The sequence below is a fragment of the Bradyrhizobium sacchari genome (assembly GCF_002068095.1).
Classification (GTDB): domain Bacteria; phylum Pseudomonadota; class Alphaproteobacteria; order Rhizobiales; family Xanthobacteraceae; genus Bradyrhizobium; species Bradyrhizobium sacchari.
The window spans coordinates 168,565-183,678 of record NZ_LWIG01000001.1 but is presented as its reverse complement, the minus strand read 5'-3'; the positions used below and the strand labels follow the sequence as shown (position 1 = coordinate 183,678).

The 15,114-nt window shown below is 65.2% G+C and carries 11 protein-coding genes and 2 pseudogenes; 7 read left to right on the top strand and 6 right to left on the bottom strand.

The genetic code is table 11. From position 1 onward, the window contains the following. Positions 1–14: 14 nt before the first annotated feature. From A5906_RS00865 to A5906_RS43610, 3 genes and pseudogenes are all read right to left on the bottom strand, one after another. Positions 15–764 carry a F0F1 ATP synthase subunit A gene (locus A5906_RS00865; protein WP_080133417.1) on the bottom strand — a complete coding sequence of 250 codons (750 nt, stop codon included), beginning with the start codon at positions 762–764 and terminating at the stop codon, positions 15–17. 112 nt (positions 765–876) lie between these two features. Continuing rightward, positions 877–1,142, bottom strand: a pseudogene (locus A5906_RS00860) (AtpZ/AtpI family protein); the annotation flags it as partial. 1 nt (position 1,143) lies between these two features. After that, positions 1,144–1,254 (bottom strand): annotated as a pseudogene (locus A5906_RS43610) (AtpZ/AtpI family protein); the annotation flags it as partial. Positions 1,255–1,613: 359 nt separating this feature from the next. Here A5906_RS43610 and A5906_RS00855 point away from each other — a divergent pair. Next, the gene (locus A5906_RS00855) at positions 1,614–2,135 is read left to right on the top strand and encodes a hypothetical protein (protein WP_080133991.1); all 522 of its coding nucleotides are present in this window, start codon (positions 1,614–1,616) and stop codon (positions 2,133–2,135) included. 143 nt (positions 2,136–2,278) lie between these two features. Beyond that, on the top strand, positions 2,279–2,758 hold the full coding sequence (locus A5906_RS00850) for a secondary thiamine-phosphate synthase enzyme YjbQ (protein WP_080133415.1): 480 nt from the start codon (positions 2,279–2,281) through the stop codon (positions 2,756–2,758). Positions 2,759–2,817: 59 nt separating this feature from the next. Here A5906_RS00850 and A5906_RS00845 read toward each other — a convergent pair whose 3' ends face one another. Beyond that, on the bottom strand, positions 2,818–4,443 hold the full coding sequence (locus A5906_RS00845; protein WP_186465139.1) for an MFS transporter: 1,626 nt from the start codon (positions 4,441–4,443) through the stop codon (positions 2,818–2,820). A 343-nt stretch (positions 4,444–4,786) separates the two neighbouring features. Between A5906_RS00845 and A5906_RS00840 the strand changes: the two genes are divergently transcribed. After that, positions 4,787–5,458 (top strand): response regulator, encoded by a 672-nt coding sequence (locus tag A5906_RS00840; protein ID WP_080133413.1) that lies wholly within the window; start codon positions 4,787–4,789, stop codon positions 5,456–5,458. 89 nt (positions 5,459–5,547) lie between these two features. On the opposite strand, the gene A5906_RS00835 is transcribed toward A5906_RS00840, so the two are convergent. Next, positions 5,548–8,388: an ATP-binding protein gene (locus A5906_RS00835; protein ID WP_080133412.1), complete on the bottom strand. Its 2,841-nt coding sequence runs from the start codon at positions 8,386–8,388 to the stop codon at positions 5,548–5,550. Between the two features lie 192 nt (positions 8,389–8,580). Here A5906_RS00835 and A5906_RS00830 point away from each other — a divergent pair, with 192 nt between their 5' ends. The 4 genes from A5906_RS00830 to A5906_RS00815 all read left to right on the top strand — a co-directional run bounded on the left by A5906_RS00830 (position 8,581) and on the right by A5906_RS00815 (position 11,540). After that, a complete protein-coding gene (locus A5906_RS00830; RefSeq protein ID WP_080133990.1) occupies positions 8,581–9,000 on the top strand; it encodes an organic hydroperoxide resistance protein in 420 nt (139 codons plus the stop codon). 35 nt (positions 9,001–9,035) lie between these two features. Then, entirely contained in the window at positions 9,036–10,064 is a 1,029-nt protein-coding gene (locus tag A5906_RS00825) for an alpha/beta fold hydrolase (protein WP_080133411.1), read from the top strand. A 72-nt stretch (positions 10,065–10,136) separates the two neighbouring features. After that, positions 10,137–10,700 carry a cytochrome P460 family protein gene (locus tag A5906_RS00820; protein WP_136614855.1) on the top strand — a complete coding sequence of 188 codons (564 nt, stop codon included), beginning with the start codon at positions 10,137–10,139 and terminating at the stop codon, positions 10,698–10,700. A gap of 18 nt (positions 10,701–10,718) precedes the next feature. Beyond that, a complete protein-coding gene (locus A5906_RS00815; protein WP_080133410.1) occupies positions 10,719–11,540 on the top strand; it encodes an SDR family NAD(P)-dependent oxidoreductase in 822 nt (273 codons plus the stop codon). An 8-nt stretch (positions 11,541–11,548) separates the two neighbouring features. Here A5906_RS00815 and A5906_RS00810 read toward each other — a convergent pair whose 3' ends face one another. Then, positions 11,549–15,058: a PAS domain-containing hybrid sensor histidine kinase/response regulator gene (locus tag A5906_RS00810; RefSeq protein ID WP_080133409.1), complete on the bottom strand. Its 3,510-nt coding sequence runs from the start codon at positions 15,056–15,058 to the stop codon at positions 11,549–11,551. Positions 15,059–15,114 lie beyond the last annotated feature (56 nt).

Below are 15,114 nucleotides of genomic sequence, written 5' to 3'. Positions count from 1 at the left end.
ATTCCCCGGACCGCTCAGTGTCCCGGATGAATGGCGTCGTTGAGGTAGATGCAGGTCAGGATCGCAAACACATAGGCTTGCAGGAACGCGACCAGAATCTCGAGGGCGTAAAGCGCGATCGTGAGCGCCAGCGGCAGCACGCCGCCGACCCAGCCGATGGCGCCGAGCGAGAAGCCCAGCATGGCGACGAAGCCCGCGAACACCTTAAGCGCGATGTGGCCGGCCAGCATGTTGGCGAACAGACGAATGCTGTGCGAGACCGGCCGCAGGAAGAACGACAGGATCTCGATGAACATGACCAGTGGCAGGATGTAGCCCGGGACGCCGTGAGGAACGAAAATCGAGAAGAATTTCAGGCCGTTCTTGGCGACGCCGTAGATCAGCACGGTGAAGAAGACCAGCAGCGCCAGTCCGACGGTGACGATCAGGTGGCTCGACACCGTGAAGGTGTAGGGGATGATGCCGACCAGGTTCGAGACGCAGATGAACATGAACAGCGAGAAGATCAGCGGGAAGAACTTCATGCCTTCCGCGCCGGCCGTCGAGCGGATGGTCGAGGCGACGAACTCGTAGGAGATTTCGGCGACCGACTGCAGGCGTCCGGGAACGAGCTGCGTGCCGCTGGCAAGCATCAGGATCGAGATGATCGCCACCGCCACCAGCATGTAGAGCGACGAATTGGTGAAGGCGATCGTGTGATTGCCGATATGGCCCAGGGTGAAGAGAGGCTCGATGTTGAACTGGTGGATCGGATCGATTTTCATCAGCGCGGCATCTCTTGGTCTGCCGGGCAATGCCGGCGGGTCTCGGTCTGCCGGCCGGGCCGGCCCGTCCCGGCAAGGCCGGCACGATCATTCCTCTCCAGTGTGGATCGCCTTACGAACCACCGCGCCTGTTTTGACCCGCGCCCGCCGATCTCACCACATTCACCACGCCGGCCACGAAGCCCAGCAGCAGGAACGCGATAAATCCGAAAGGCGACGTCGACAGCAAGCGGTCGAACCCCCAGCCAATCCCCGCCCCGACAGCGACACCGGCGACCAACTCGGAGGATAACCGAAAACCAAGCGCCATCGCCGAGGCTCTGGCCGCTCTGTCCTCACCGTCACCTGCGGGTTGCTCGGTCTTGGTGCGGCGGTCACNACGAAATTCGGACAACCGCTGATCAAGATTTCCGAGCCGTTCGGAAAGCGCAGCTTCATCGGGCGATCTATCGCGATCTCCATTCTCACCGTGTCCCGTGCTCTGTGCCATGCGACAAAGACCCGAAACGCTGCGGCCAAATGGAAATTACGCCCGCCACCCTCAAAAGCCGCGCGGACCATACTGATGGCCTATAATCAAGTCAAGCCAAGTCACGATTGCGTCGCTTTCTGCTATGTAGCTGATTTATCTGATAATATTGGCGTGCGCGGCAGCGCTGCGCACAGCGTGACGCCGCACCGCAGCAGCTCTCCTCTTGATCGGTGGATGCGGCCGCCATTTCGCCGCGCTGCCGGGATCAAACGGGCGGGCGGGATCGTTGATTTCAGGCGGTGTTTTTGGCGGCACATGACCTCGCCGGGGTATAGAATTGCGGACGTGACACCTTGCGCGTCGTGGCGGAGAGCGCGATGAGACCTGCGAGACCATCCACAACATCATGGCTTGCAGCGGCGGCATTCGCCGCTGTGCTGATCATCAGCGGCGGACTCGTCGCCGCGCAATCCGCGCCTGACGGCGAAAACGGCCGCTACACCATGACGCCCATCCCGGAGGGCGTGCTGCGGCTCGACACCCGCACCGGCGCAATGTCGACCTGCACCAGGAACGGCGCCGGCTGGGCCTGCTACGCCGTGCCCGACGAGCGCGCCGCCTTCGATGCCGAGATCGGCAGGCTCCAGGCTGAGGTCGAGAAGCTGAAGGGACAGCTCGCGGCCGGGCCGACCGTGTCCGGCAAGATCGAGGAGGCGCTGCCGAAATCCGACCCACTGAAGAAGACGGAGCCGAAGGTCGCCGAAGGCGATCGCAAGATCGAAATTCCGCTGCCGAGCGACCAGGACATCGATCGCGTGATGTCATTCCTGGAAAAGGCCTGGCGCCGGCTGATCGACATGGCCAACCGGGTGCAAAAGGACGTGTCTGGGAAGATCTGAGTTTGTCGTCCTGGCGAAAGCCAGGACCCATATGCCGTGGCCTCTCGGTTTATTCTCGATGCGCGTTGCCACCTTTCGCCCTCACGCGCATTCGGGGTAATGGGTCCTGGCTTTCGCCAGGACGACGTTACAAGAGACCCTCCATGACATCAGCAAAATCCGTAACCCGCTCGGTGCCGTCCACGGTGCAGGCCACCACCATCTCCTCGTCGCTGCTCACGGTGCAGACCCCGGGGCGCGGCTTCACCGACCTCACCAGCGAAGCCGCAAAATTCCTCGCCGAGGCGCACGCAGGCGAGGGCGCGTTGACGCTGTTCATTCGCCACACCTCCGCCTCGCTGACGATCCAGGAGAATGCCGATCCCTCCGTGCTCGTCGATCTCACCACGGCGCTGTCCCGGCTGGCGCCGGAGAACGCCGGCTGGACACACGATACCGAGGGGCCGGACGACATGCCCGCGCACGTCAAGACCATGCTGACGCAGACCTCGCTGCAGGTCCCGGTCCTGAACGGCAGGCTCGCGCTCGGCACCTGGCAGGCGATCTATCTGATCGAGCACCGCGCCCGCCCGCACCGGCGCGAGGTGGGGCTGCAATTCATCGGAAGCAACGAGCGGGGCTAAAACAAAACCGGCCGCGGAGACCGCGGCCGGTCGATGTCGTCTGGGTGCGCTGGCTTCGGTCAGGTCGCCTTAATGTCGACGTCCTTGGTCTCGGGCAGGAACAGGAAGCCGATCACCACGGTGATCGCTGCGAACGTGACCGGGTACCAAAGGCCCGCATAGATGTCGCCCGTCGAGGCCACGATGGCGAAGGCGGTCGCCGGAAGCAGGCCGCCGAACCAGCCGTTGCCGATGTGGTAGGGCAGCGACATCGAGGTGTAGCGGATGCGGGTCGGGAACAATTCGACCAGCATCGCAGCGATCGGGCCGTAGACCATGGTGACGAAGATCACCAGGATGAACAGCAGGCCGATGGTCGCGGCCACCTGCGGACGGAAGACGTCAAACGGATGCGCCATCTTCACGATGCCCGCGTCGCCGGCTTTCGGATAGCCGGCCGCCTGCACGGCAGCGAGGATCGCCGGGTTGCCATCCTTGGCGTTGGCGTAGGCGACTTCCTTGCCGTTGACCATCACCTTCACGCCGGAGCCGGCCGGGCCCGCCGTCGTCGTGTACCTGACCGACGATTGCGACAGGTAGGCGCGTGCGGTGTCGCAAGGCGCGGTGAACACGCGGGTGCCGACCGGGTTGAACAGGTCGCCGCAGCCGGCGGGATCAGCCACCACCTCGACCTTGGTCTGCTCGATGGCCTTCTCCAGCGCCGGGTTGGCGTTGGTGGTGATCATCTTGAAGATCGGGAAGAAGGTCAGCGCCGCGATCAGGCAACCGCCGAGGATGATTGGCTTGCGGCCAATCTTGTCGGACAGCACGCCGAACACGATGAAGAAGCCGGTGCCGAGCAGCAGCGACCAGGCGATCAGGAGGTTGGCGGTATAGCCGTCGACCTTCAGGATCGATTGCAGGAAGAACAGCGCGTAGAACTGGCCGGTGTACCAGACCACGCCCTGGCCCATCACGCCGCCGAGCAGGGCGAGCAGCACGAGCTTGCCGTTCTGCCAGTTGCCGAAGGCTTCCGTGAGCGGCGCCTTCGAGCTCTTCCCCTCTTCCTTCATCTTCTGGAAGATCGGCGATTCATTGAGGCGGAGCCGGATCCAGACCGAGATCCCGAGCAGCAGCACCGAGACCAGGAACGGAATGCGCCAGCCCCAGGCCGCGAAGTCGGCTTCGCCGGTCGCGGTGCGGGTGAATAGGATCACCAGCAGCGACAAGAACAGGCCGAGCGTCGCCGTGGTCTGGATGAAGGAGGTATAGTAGCCGCGCTTGCCGTTCGGAGCGTGCTCCGCGACATAGGTCGCCGCACCGCCATACTCGCCGCCGAGCGCCAGGCCCTGGGCGAGGCGCAGCGCGATCAGGATGATCGGCGCCGCGATGCCGATGGTCGCCGCGTTGGGCAGCAGGCCGACGATGAAGGTCGACAGACCCATGATCAGGATGGTGACGAGGAAGGTGTATTTGCGACCGACGATGTCGCCGATGCGGCCGAACACGATCGCGCCGAACGGACGCACCAGGAAGCCCGCAGCGAAGGCCAGCAGCGCGAAGATGTCGCGGGTTGCCGGCGGGTAGGCCGAGAAGAACTGGGCGCCGATAATGCCGGCGAGCGAACCGTAGAGGTAAAAGTCGTACCACTCGAAGACGGTACCGAGCGAGGAGGCGAGAATGACGAAACGTTCGTCCTTCGTCATCCCTCCCGCGCCCGCTTGAGACACAGCCATTGTCGACATAGTGAGTCGCTCCCCGAAATGCGTTTCCTCGCGCCCCGGATGTCCGGACATGCCGGATCGACCCAGGTCTTGCCCGCAAGGTAACATCGGCGTGAAACCCGCCCCAATACGACTTTCGGCCTTGCGCACTGACGCGTACCTGACTGTGCGGTATCAGGCGCCGGTGCATATCGCGAGGCCCTTGTGGATTAACCCCTTTGCAGCAAAGGGATAATGTGCACTTGCATGCCACGGCCGGGCAGGGAAGAATTACCCCGCCGCGCCCTCGACTCGCCGGCCGGTCGCGAACGACAGCAAGAGAACGATGAACGCTCCCTCGACCCATCTCGTCATTGCCGATGATCACCCCCTGTTCCGCGATGCGCTGCGGCAGGCTGTGGCGAGCGTCCTGACCTCGGCCAGGATCGACGAGGCCGGATCGTTCGAGGATCTGACCAAGCTCCTGGAGCAGACCTCCGACGTCGACCTGATTCTGCTCGACCTCTCGATGCCCGGGATCTCCGGCTTCTCCGGCCTGATCTATCTGCGCGCGCAATATCCGGCGGTCCCGGTGGTGATCGTCTCGGCCTCCGACGATAGCGCCACGATCCGCCGTTCGCTCGATTTCGGCGCCTCGGGCTTCATCCCGAAGCGGTTCGGCGTCGAGACGCTGCGCGATGCCATTCTCAAGGTGATGGAGGGCGACGTCTGGGTTCCCGCCGACACCGACCTGTCGGCCGCCGCCGACCCCGACACGACACGCCTGCGCGACCGCCTGGTGACGCTGACCCCGCAGCAGGTCCGGGTCCTGATGATGCTGTCCGAGGGCCTCCTCAACAAGCAGATCGCCTACGAGCTCGGCGTCTCCGAAGCCACCATCAAGGCGCATGTCTCGGCGATCCTGCAGAAGCTCGGCGTCGAGAGCCGGACGCAAGCCGTGATCGCCGCCGCGAAGATCGCCGGTGGCCAGTGGAAGCAGGGCACGCCGACGGGGTGACTCTCAAGGTGCTCTCAACCCCGTCATCCTTCGAGGCTCCCGGCGCGATCTGGCTTACAAGGATCACGGAGTTGATACGGGGCTCTTGGCTACAGTGTCTGGAGTAGACTGTTGGCCACTCTGATATCCGCCGTGTCGGAGCCTTCGGCGAAACCTTCGAGCGCCGCCTCGAGCAACAACTTTGCGTCTTTGCGGCTGCGCCGTTCAGCAAGAAGCCGCGCAAGATCGATCGCCGCGCGCAGCTCCCAGGCTTTCGCGCCGTTGCGGCGGCCAAGTTCGAGCGACTGCATCAGGAGACCTTCCACGGCTTCGGTGTCCGATACCGGAAGCGACAGCAGGACCTTGCCCTTGATCCGCAGCAGTTCGGGCATGTAGAGATGATCGCCACCTTGCTCGACGAGGCGGATCGCGTCGTCGATCAGCCGTGCGCCTTGTTCGACCTGTCCGAGCGCGAGAAGACCTTCGACCAGTGCGATGTTGAACGTCGTGGTGAGCAGCTCGTAACCGGCATCGTGAAGCTCGCGCAGGCAGGCACCTATCGTCTCGACGCCGCCGGCGGCGTCGCCGCGCCGGATCGCCAGTTCGCCTTTGACGCCGCGGCCGACCGCGAGATAGGGGCCCATCGAGCGCTTTTCGGCATGTGCGATGAAGCGGTCGACGTTCTCTTCCGCATCGTCGAGCTCTCCGCTCCAGAGATCGATCGAAACCGCCCAGATCAGCGCAATGCAGAGCGTGATCGGATGATCCATCTGCGCGGCTTCGTCGACCGTCTGCCGCGCCAGTCGTCGCGCATCCGCGGGCCGGCCCTGCAACCAAAGCTCCCGTGCCAGCGAGATGCCGGCGCGGTTGCGGTGATCGAAGCCGTGGACCGTGCTGATCCGTTCCGGGCTTGGACCTCGCCAAGCGGCCTGCAGCATGTTCAGCGCGTCGCGATGCTCGCCGGCCAGATGCAGGGAGACTCCGAGGAGTGAATGGGCGAGGGCGACGGAGGCGACATCGCCGAGCTTTGCGGCGACCGCAAGGCTCTGCCTGGCGTAGCCGAGCGCGGCGTCGAATTGTCCCATCCGCTCATGGAAGATGTGCATCCGGCCGAGCAGCTGAAGCTGGTTCGGCGCGTCGCCGCGCGCCTCCGCGATCGCAAGGCTGCGGCTCAAGGCGGTGCGTGCTGCCTCGCTGCCGCCGCGCGTGAACATCAAAGTCAGGCCCAGAGCGGCCTGGATATGCATCTCCTCGGCGCCGCTGCGCGAGGATGCATCGATCGCCAGGAGCGCCCGTTCCGACCAGCGCCGGCATTCGACCAACAGCGACATCGCGAGAAAGATGGGAGCAGCCGCAGATGCAAGCGCAATGCCGATGTTTGCATCGCCATTCGCGCCAAAACACCAGTCCAGAGCGGCACGCACATTGTGAAGCGCGGAGAAGTGGATCGCGCGTTCGTCCGGGCTCGGCACCGTCGCCCATGTCGTGCCGGCCTGCTCCAGCCATCGCCGGTAGTAGATCGCGTGGCGAGCCGAAAGTGCCGCGTCATCAGGCTCGATCTCGAGCAGATAGGCGCGCGTCGTGTCGAGAAGACGATAGCGCATCATGGCGCCGATGGGACGCGGCGCGACCATCGACTTGGCGACGAGGCTGTCTATGGCGTCGAACAGGCGCGCACGATCCACGTGCGCGTCCGGCACGATTTCGAGCGCAGCGTCGAGGGTGAAATGGCCGGCGAAGACCGCGAGCCTGCGCAGCACGAGGCGCTCGGCGTCGGACAGGAGCCCGTAGCTCCAGTCGAGCGTCGCCTGCAAGGTCTTCTGCCGCGGCAGCGCGGTGCGCTGACCCTGCCAGAGCAGATTGAGGCGCTCATCGAGCAGCGCCGCCGTTTGTTCCAGGCCGTAGGCCTCGACCCGGCCCGCGGCGAGCTCGATCGCCAGGGCCATGCCGTCGAGCTTGCGGCAGATGCCGGCGACGATCGCGGCATTGCCGTCGTTGAGCGCGATCTGCGCGCCGCCGGCGGTTGCCCGTTCGATGAAGAGTTGAAGTGCCGAATAAGTCTGTGCGGCTGCCGCAGTCAGTCGGGTGTCGTCTGGCGGAACGGCAAGGGGCGCCAGACGATAGACCTGCTCGCTTGCGACACGCAGGGCTTCACGGCTGGTCGCGAGGATATGGACATGCGGCGCGGCGTGGAAGATCTCCGCCGCCAGCGGCGCCGCTGCGGCGATAACGTGTTCGCAATTGTCGAGGATCAGCAGCATCCGCTTGTCGTGCAGATGCGCGAGCAGCGCGGGCAGGGGATCATCGGCCTCGGCCGGCAGGCCAAGCATCAGCAGGATCGACGTGATCACGAGATCGGGATCGCTGAGCGCGGCAAGATCGACAAAATGTGCGGCGTCGGAGAAATTTTCGAGCAGGTCGTGAGCGATCGCCACGGCAACGGCCGTCTTGCCGACGCCGCCAGGGCCGGCGATCGTGACGAAGCGGGCGGCGATGAGCCTATCCGAGACAGCCGCGACGACATCATCGCGTCCGACCATGCGTTGCAGTCGGTTCGGCAGTTTCACCGGCGGCAGCTCCATCCGCGGCGCGAGGTGCGGTTTCGCCGCAATCTCCGTTTGCGCGATCGGGGCCACGAAGCAATAGCCGCGGCCCGAGAGCGTGGTGATGTAGCGGGCACCGTCCTTGCCGTCGCCGAGGATCTTGCGAAGCGCCGCGATGTGAAAGCGTAAGTTGGCTTCCTCGACGGCCATGCCGGGCCAGACCCGCGCCATCAGGTCCCACTTGCTGACGACCTCGTTCGGTCGCGACATCAGTGCGATCAGCGTGTCGAAGCTCTTGGCGCCCATCGGCAGCGCGACGCCGTCGCGCATCACGAGCCTCTCATGCGGCGTCACGGTGAATGGCCCGAACGACAGTGTCGTTGCCGTGGGCGCGGCCGGTTCAGTCATCACGAAGTCTTGCTCATTTGGAGAACCGGATAACCAGTCGTCGTCGATCCTGCAAGATCGGCTGTGCATCGGCATCAGACCGCTAAGGCTTCCTGACCGGGTTCCCTGCCGGCCTCACAATTTCTCACAAGTCCCAACGGGTGTCCTCCCGGGGCGGCTGCTAATCCGTTGCGCGACGGCAAGGAGACTTTCATGACGCAAGCGGCAAAGCTGCTCTACACGGCCAGGACCCGCACCAGCGGCGGGCGAGAGGACGGCATGTCCCGCAGCTCCGATGGTCGCCTGGATGTCAAATTGTCGCCGCCGGGCGGAGCCGGCACCGGCACCAATCCCGAGCAGTTGTTCGCGGCCGGCTGGTCGGCATGTTTCGAAGGTGCGATGGAGATCGCGGCCCGCAAGCGCGAAATCGTGCTCCCCAGAAAAAGCGCGATCGATGCGGAAATCGATCTACTTCTCGATGAAGGCACATATGCGCTTCGGGCGCGCCTCAACGTCAGCCTGCCGGGCCTCGATCGCGAGGTCGCGCGCGAGATCATCGATGAAGCGCACCAGACCTGTCCCTATTCCAAGGCCGTCCGCGGCAACATCGACGTCGCGGTCGCGCTGACCTGACGCACCACCACCAGCCATCAACGAGGTAGACCACCATGAAGCAGCTCATCGACCAGCATCGTCGCAAGTTCTTTGGCCTCGCCGCCGGAACGGTCGCCGTTGGCCTCGGCGTGATCGACCTTGCCCGCGCCGAAACGGAAGCGCCGCGCTCCTCGGCGTCGAACGCGTCCTTTGGCCAGATCAAGCAGATCGAGGCCGGTGTCCTCAGTGTCGGCTATGCGGAAGCCGGTCCATCGAACGGCCCGGTGGCGATCCTGCTGCACGGCTGGCCCTACGACATTCACGCTTTCGTCGACGTCGCGCCGATCCTGGCGAAGGCTGGTTATCGCGTCATCATTCCTTACCTGCGCGGCTATGGTTCGACGCAGTTCCTCTCCAGCGAAACGCCGCGCAACGGCGAGCCGGCCGCGATGGCCGCCGACATCATCGCGTTGATGGACAAGCTCGACATCAAGAAGGCGGTCGTCGCCGGGTTCGACTGGGGCGCGCGCACCGCCGACATCATCGCTGCGCTGTGGCCGGATCGCTGCCGCGCGCTGGTGTCGGTCAGCGGCTATCTGATCTCCAGCCAGGCCGCCGGCAGCGCGCCGCTGCCGCCGTCGGCCGAGCTGCAATGGTGGTACCAGTTCTATTTCGCGACCGAGCGCGGCCGCCTCGGATACGAGAAGTACACGCATGATTTCGCCAAGCTGATCTGGAAGCTCGCCTCGCCGCAATGGAAGTTCGACGACGCCACCTTCGACCGCAGCGCGGCGGCGCTCGACAACAAGGACCATGTCGCGATCTCGATCCACAATTACCGCTGGCGGCTCGGGCTCGCGCAGGGCGAGGCGAAATACGAGCATCTCGAAAAGAAGCTCGCCGCGGCTCCCGTGATCGACGTCCCGACGATTACGATGGAAGGCGACGCCAACGGCGCGCCGCATCCCGACCCCAGCGCCTATGCCAAGAAATTCGCCGGCCGCTACGAATTTCGGCTGATCACGGGTGGCATCGGCCACAATCTGCCGCAGGAGGCACCGCAGGCTTTTGCGAAGGCCGTCATCGACGCCGACAGAGCCTGATGACTCATTCGATGTTCCGGTCCAGCGCGGCTGGACCGGGGAGGTTCCGCGATCCCCTTTTGAAGACACATCATGACGCCTGTCGAACCTGAAACGATGAAGCGCTCCTACGCCACGGTGATCACGCTTGCCGTGCTCCTTCTCGTCGTTCTGCTGACTTGTGTGCCCTATTTGGTCTCAATCGCCGCTGCCGAAGGACCGGCGCAAAGCACCACGGCAGACGCTTCGCCGATCTTCGGCGTCACGATTCCGCGGGGCTACAAGCAGTGGGAACTGGTCGCACCGGCCGAAGAGGCGGCGCCGCTCGACGAGCTTCGCGCCGTCGTCGGTAACCAGACAGCCATCGAGGCCTATCAGGCCGGCAAGCTTCCGTTCCCGGACGGCACCATTCTGGTCAAGCGCGCCTGGAAGCGGAAGCAGTCGCCGGAATTCGCATCCGCGACGATTCCCGGCGTCGCCACCACGGTCCAGGTGATGGTCAAGGATTCCCAAAAATACGCCTCGACCGGCGGCTGGGGTTTCGGCCGGTTCGTCAACGGCAAGCCGGTCGACGAGGCTCAGCATCGCACCTGCTTTGCCTGCCACGAAGCCCGCGCCAAGAGCCGCGATTATGTGTTCACCCAGCTCGCGCCCTGAGACCGTGCGGAGGCCAACGTGAAGACCTGGTTCATCAGCGGCAGCTCGCGCGGACTTGGCCGTGCCATCACCGAAGCCGCGCTCGCGGCGGGCGACCAGGTGGTTGCCACCGCGCGGACGCTCGGACCGCTCGAACCGTTGCGGGAACGTTTCGGCGAGAGGCTGCGGCTGGCGACGCTTGACGTCACCGATGAAGCCGCCGCGCAAGCGGCCATCGCGCTCGCCGTGGAGACGTTCGGCGGCCTCGATGTCGTCGTGAACAACGCCGGCTACGGCGACCTCGGATCGGTCGAGGACACGAGCCTGGAGTCATTTCGGCAGCAGATCGAGGCTAATCTGATCGGCACCATCATCGTCACCAAGGCGGCGATCCCGGTGCTGCGCCGGCAGCGCCGCGGGCATATCGTACAAGTCTCGTCCGTCGGCGGCCGGATCGGTGCCCCGGCACGCGCGGCTTATTCGGCCGCAAAATGGGGCATCGAAGGCTTTTCGGAGTCGCTTGCGCGCGAGATGACGCTGATCGGCGTGCATGTGACGATCGTCGAGCCCGGCGGCTTCCGGACCGGCTTTGCACAAGCCGCGCATGAGACCGACGAGGGGCGTGCCGAGTACGACGCCGTCGTCGGCGCCGCCGTCAGGATGCAGCGCGACTACGATGGCCGCCAGCCGGGCGACCCAGCGAAGGCTGCTACCGTCGTGCTGGAACTGGCGAACATGGATCGCCCGCCCCTGCGGATCGCGCTCGGGAGTGATGCCGTCAACGCCATCGCGGCGACGGACCGGCAGCGTCTCGAAGAACTCGAGAGGTGGCGTGCGCTGAGCGTCTCGACCGACTACTAGCGGCAGTCTCACTCCGCCGCCACCATCTGCTGTGTGCGCCACTGGCCGAGCAGGGCGCGGAGCGAGGCCGGCTTCACCGGCTTGTTGAGCACCGCGATCTTCTCCTCGCGCGCGGCCTGCTGTACGGCGGGGCTGCGGTCGGCGGTGATCAGGATCGCCGGGATGGCGTCGCCGAAACGGCGACGGACGTCGCGGATGGCGGCGATACCGTTGCCGCGGTCGAGGTGATAGTCGACGAGCAGGCCAGTGACGCGCTTGCCGGCAGCTTCGATCGCGGCGACGGCGGCTTCCGGATCGGCGACCGCAATCACTTCGGCGTCCCAGGCTTTCAGGAGAGTGCGCATGCCGTCGAGGATCGCGGCATCGTTCTCGATGCAGACGATCAGCGCGCCCGCGATCGGCGTGCGTGCCAGTGGCGTCGCGCTGGTGACGGCGGCCGTGAGCGTGATCGCCTTTGCGGTCGGCACCGTCACCGAAAATACCGAGCCGCCGCCGACATTGGAGTCGATGGCGATGCCGTGATTGAGCACGCGCGCCAGCCGTTCCACGATCGAAAGCCCGAGACCGAGGCCGCGCGCGATCCGCGCGCCTTGCTCGAGGCGATGGAATTCCTTGAAGATCTCGCCGCGCTTGACCGGCGGGATGCCGACGCCGGTGTCGTAGACGCAGATCTTGAGCGAGGCGCCCTGGCGGCGGCAGCCGACCAGCACGCGGCCGCGCGGGGTGTATTTGATCGCGTTGGAAATCAGGTTTTGGAGCAGGCGCCGCAGCAGCAACCGATCCGACTGCACCGGCAGCGAGCAGGGCACGAAGGCGAGGTCGAGACCCTTGGCGCGCGCGCTCGGCGCGAACTCGATCTCCAGCGAGCGCATCAGATCGGCCATCTTGAAGCTCGAGATCGAGGTCGCCATCGCGCCGGCGTCGAGCCGCGAGATATCCAGCAGTGCGCCGAGGATCTCCTCGATGGCCTGAAGCGATTCGTCGATGTTCTCGACCAGCCGCGTCTCCTCGCCATTGTGCTGGCGCTCGACCAGGCTCGTGACGTAGAGCCGCGCCGCGTTCAGCGGCTGGAGAATGTCGTGGCTCGCGGCGGCGAGGAACCGCGTCTTGGAGATGCTGGCATCTTCCGCCGTGCTCTTGGCGAGCGCGAGTTCCGAGTTCAGGCGGGTCAGCTCCTCGGTGCGGTCGCGCACGCGCTTTTCGAGCGTCGCATTCGCGCGCTCCAGCGCTTCCGCCGCCTCGAAGGTCGGCGTGACGTCGGTGAAGGTGATGACGAAGCCGCCGCCGGGCATGCGGTTGGTGAGCACCTCGATCACCATGTGGCGTTCCGGCAAGCGCTCGAGATAGGGCTCGCTGTCGGTGGTGTAGGCCACGAGCCGCTGCTCGATCATCGCCTCGCGGTCGGCCTGATTGTCGGGATCGCTCACGCCCATGAATTCCAGGATTTCACGCAAGGGCGTGCCGAACTGGATGAAATGCGGGGGGACGTTGAGGAGATCGCCGAACTGACGGTTGGAGCAGATCAGTTGCAGATCGGCGTCGAACACCGCGATGCCCTGGCGCACATGGTTGAGCGCGGTCTGCAGGATCTCGCGGTTGAAATGCAGCGCCGCATGGGAATCGTCGAGCAGTTTTAGCGCGGCTTTGGCGGAGACGGTGCGCTTGCGCAGCAGCAGCGACATCACGAGGCGCGAGGAGGCCGCGCCGATCGACGAGGCGATCAGGTGCTCGGCGTGCTGCAGCAGCTCGAAATCGGCGGGTGCTCCGGGCTCGAGCCGGACATTGCGCCGTGCCGAGAAGGCTTCGAAGGAATGCCGGGCGCGGTCGGGTCCGAGATATTGCGCCACCGTGGTCTGGATGTCCTGCACCGTGACGGTGGTGCGCCAGCGGCGGAAGCTCGGAGAGATAGGGGCGAGCGTGTTGGGCACGAACAGGTCGGCCTGCACCAGCTCGATCGACGACGGCCGCCGCGCCAGCGAGAGCAGCACATAGGTGAGGATGTTGAGCGACAGCGACCAGATCACGCCGTGCATCAGCGGCGGCAGGTCGGCGCCGAACAGCGCCTGCGGCCGCAGCGCCTCGATTCCGAACGGGCCGTGCTGGAGCAGAAGGATGCCCGTCGTCGAGGAATCCATGAAGCTCGGCATGAACAGCGTGTAGAGCCACACTGCAAAGCCGACCAGCATGCCGCCGATCGCACCGCGCGCGGTCGCTCGCCGCCACAACAGCCCGCCGAAAAAGCTCGGCGCGAGCTGGGCGATGGCGGCAAAGGAGAGCAGCCCGATCGCGGCGAGCTGGGTATTGCCGAGCGCGCGATAGTAGAAATAGGCCATCACCATGATGGTGAAGATCGCAAGGCGCCGCGAGCGCAGCAGGAAGTCGCTGAAATCGGCACCGCCGGTACGTCCCTCCGGCCGGCGCTGCAACACCAGCGGCACCACGAGGTCGTTCGAGACCATGATCGAGAGCGCGACGCATTCGACGATCACCATCGCGGTAGCTGCCGACAGGCCGCCGACGAATATCGCGACGCTGAGCAGATCCGCGCCGCCCTCCATGGGCAGCGCCAGCACGTACATATCGGGGTCGGCGGTGCCGAACGGGAAGCTGACGAGGCCGGCGAGCGCAATCGGGATCACGAACAGATTGATGGCGACGAGGTAGAGCGGAAACAGCCAGCGCGCGCGGCCGACCTCGGCATCGGAGGAATTCTCCACCACGCTGACATGGAATTGGCGCGGCAGCAGCATGATCGCGCACAGCGACAGCAGCGTCATGGTCAGGAAGTTGCCGATCGACGGCGAATAGTTGATGGCGCGCACCGCCTCCGGCGTCTTCATCGCGCGCTCGATCAATTCGTGCGGCGAGAACATCCAGAAGGTGACGAAGATGCCGGCGGCGAGGAAGGCGACCAGCTTGACGATGGATTCGGTCGCGACCGCCAGCATCAATCCGTGCTGGTGCTCGGTGGCATCGGTCTGCCGCGTGCCGAACAGCACGGCGAAGGCAGCCATGGCCAGCGTCACCATCAGCGCCATGTCGCCGAGGATCGGGATGTGGGAGAAGGCCTGGTCCTCGCTCAGAATCGTTCCCAGCGAGGAGGCGACGGCCTTGAGCTGGAGCGCGATGTAGGGCACCGAGCCGATGATCGCGATCAGCGCCACGGTCGCCGCCACCGCCTGGCTCTTGCCGTAGCGCGCGCCGATGAAGTCGGCGATCGAGGTGATGTTGTGGGTCTTCGCAAGCTGGATCACACGGCGAAGCACACCGGCGCCAAGCCCGATCATCAGGATCGGGCCGACATAGATGGCAAGGAAGTCGGTCGAGGTGCGGGTGGCGAAGCCGACCGACCCGAAGAAGGTCCAAGAGGTGCAGTAGATCGCCAGCGACAGCGGATAGATCAGCCCGGACGCGCGGCCGGCCTTGGCCTGCGAGCGGCGGTCGCCATGGCTCGCCACCAGGAACAGAAAGCCGATATAGCCGAAGGCGGCGGCGATCACGCCCCAGTCGTGCAGCATGGCGAGCGCGCTTCTCCCTGGGCGCCAACGCGCCCGTCTCATTTCCCCTGTAAATC

Bases quoted from the DNA above. Each gene is read 5' to 3' on its own strand.
- A5906_RS00865 (WP_080133417.1), bottom strand. From the start codon at position 764: ATGAAAATCGATCCGATCCACCAGTTCAACATCGAGCCTCTCTTCACC.
- A5906_RS00855 (WP_080133991.1), top strand. From the start codon at position 1,614: ATGAGACCTGCGAGACCATCCACAACATCATGGCTTGCAGCGGCGGCA.
- A5906_RS00850 (WP_080133415.1), top strand. From the start codon at position 2,279: ATGACATCAGCAAAATCCGTAACCCGCTCGGTGCCGTCCACGGTGCAG.
- A5906_RS00845 (WP_186465139.1), bottom strand. From the start codon at position 4,443: ATGACGAAGGACGAACGTTTCGTCATTCTCGCCTCCTCGCTCGGTACC.
- A5906_RS00840 (WP_080133413.1), top strand. From the start codon at position 4,787: ATGAACGCTCCCTCGACCCATCTCGTCATTGCCGATGATCACCCCCTG.
- A5906_RS00835 (WP_080133412.1), bottom strand. From the start codon at position 8,388: ATGACTGAACCGGCCGCGCCCACGGCAACGACACTGTCGTTCGGGCCA.
- A5906_RS00830 (WP_080133990.1), top strand. From the start codon at position 8,581: ATGACGCAAGCGGCAAAGCTGCTCTACACGGCCAGGACCCGCACCAGC.
- A5906_RS00825 (WP_080133411.1), top strand. From the start codon at position 9,036: ATGAAGCAGCTCATCGACCAGCATCGTCGCAAGTTCTTTGGCCTCGCC.
- A5906_RS00820 (WP_136614855.1), top strand. From the start codon at position 10,137: ATGACGCCTGTCGAACCTGAAACGATGAAGCGCTCCTACGCCACGGTG.
- A5906_RS00810 (WP_080133409.1), bottom strand. From the start codon at position 15,058: ATGCTGCACGACTGGGGCGTGATCGCCGCCGCCTTCGGCTATATCGGC.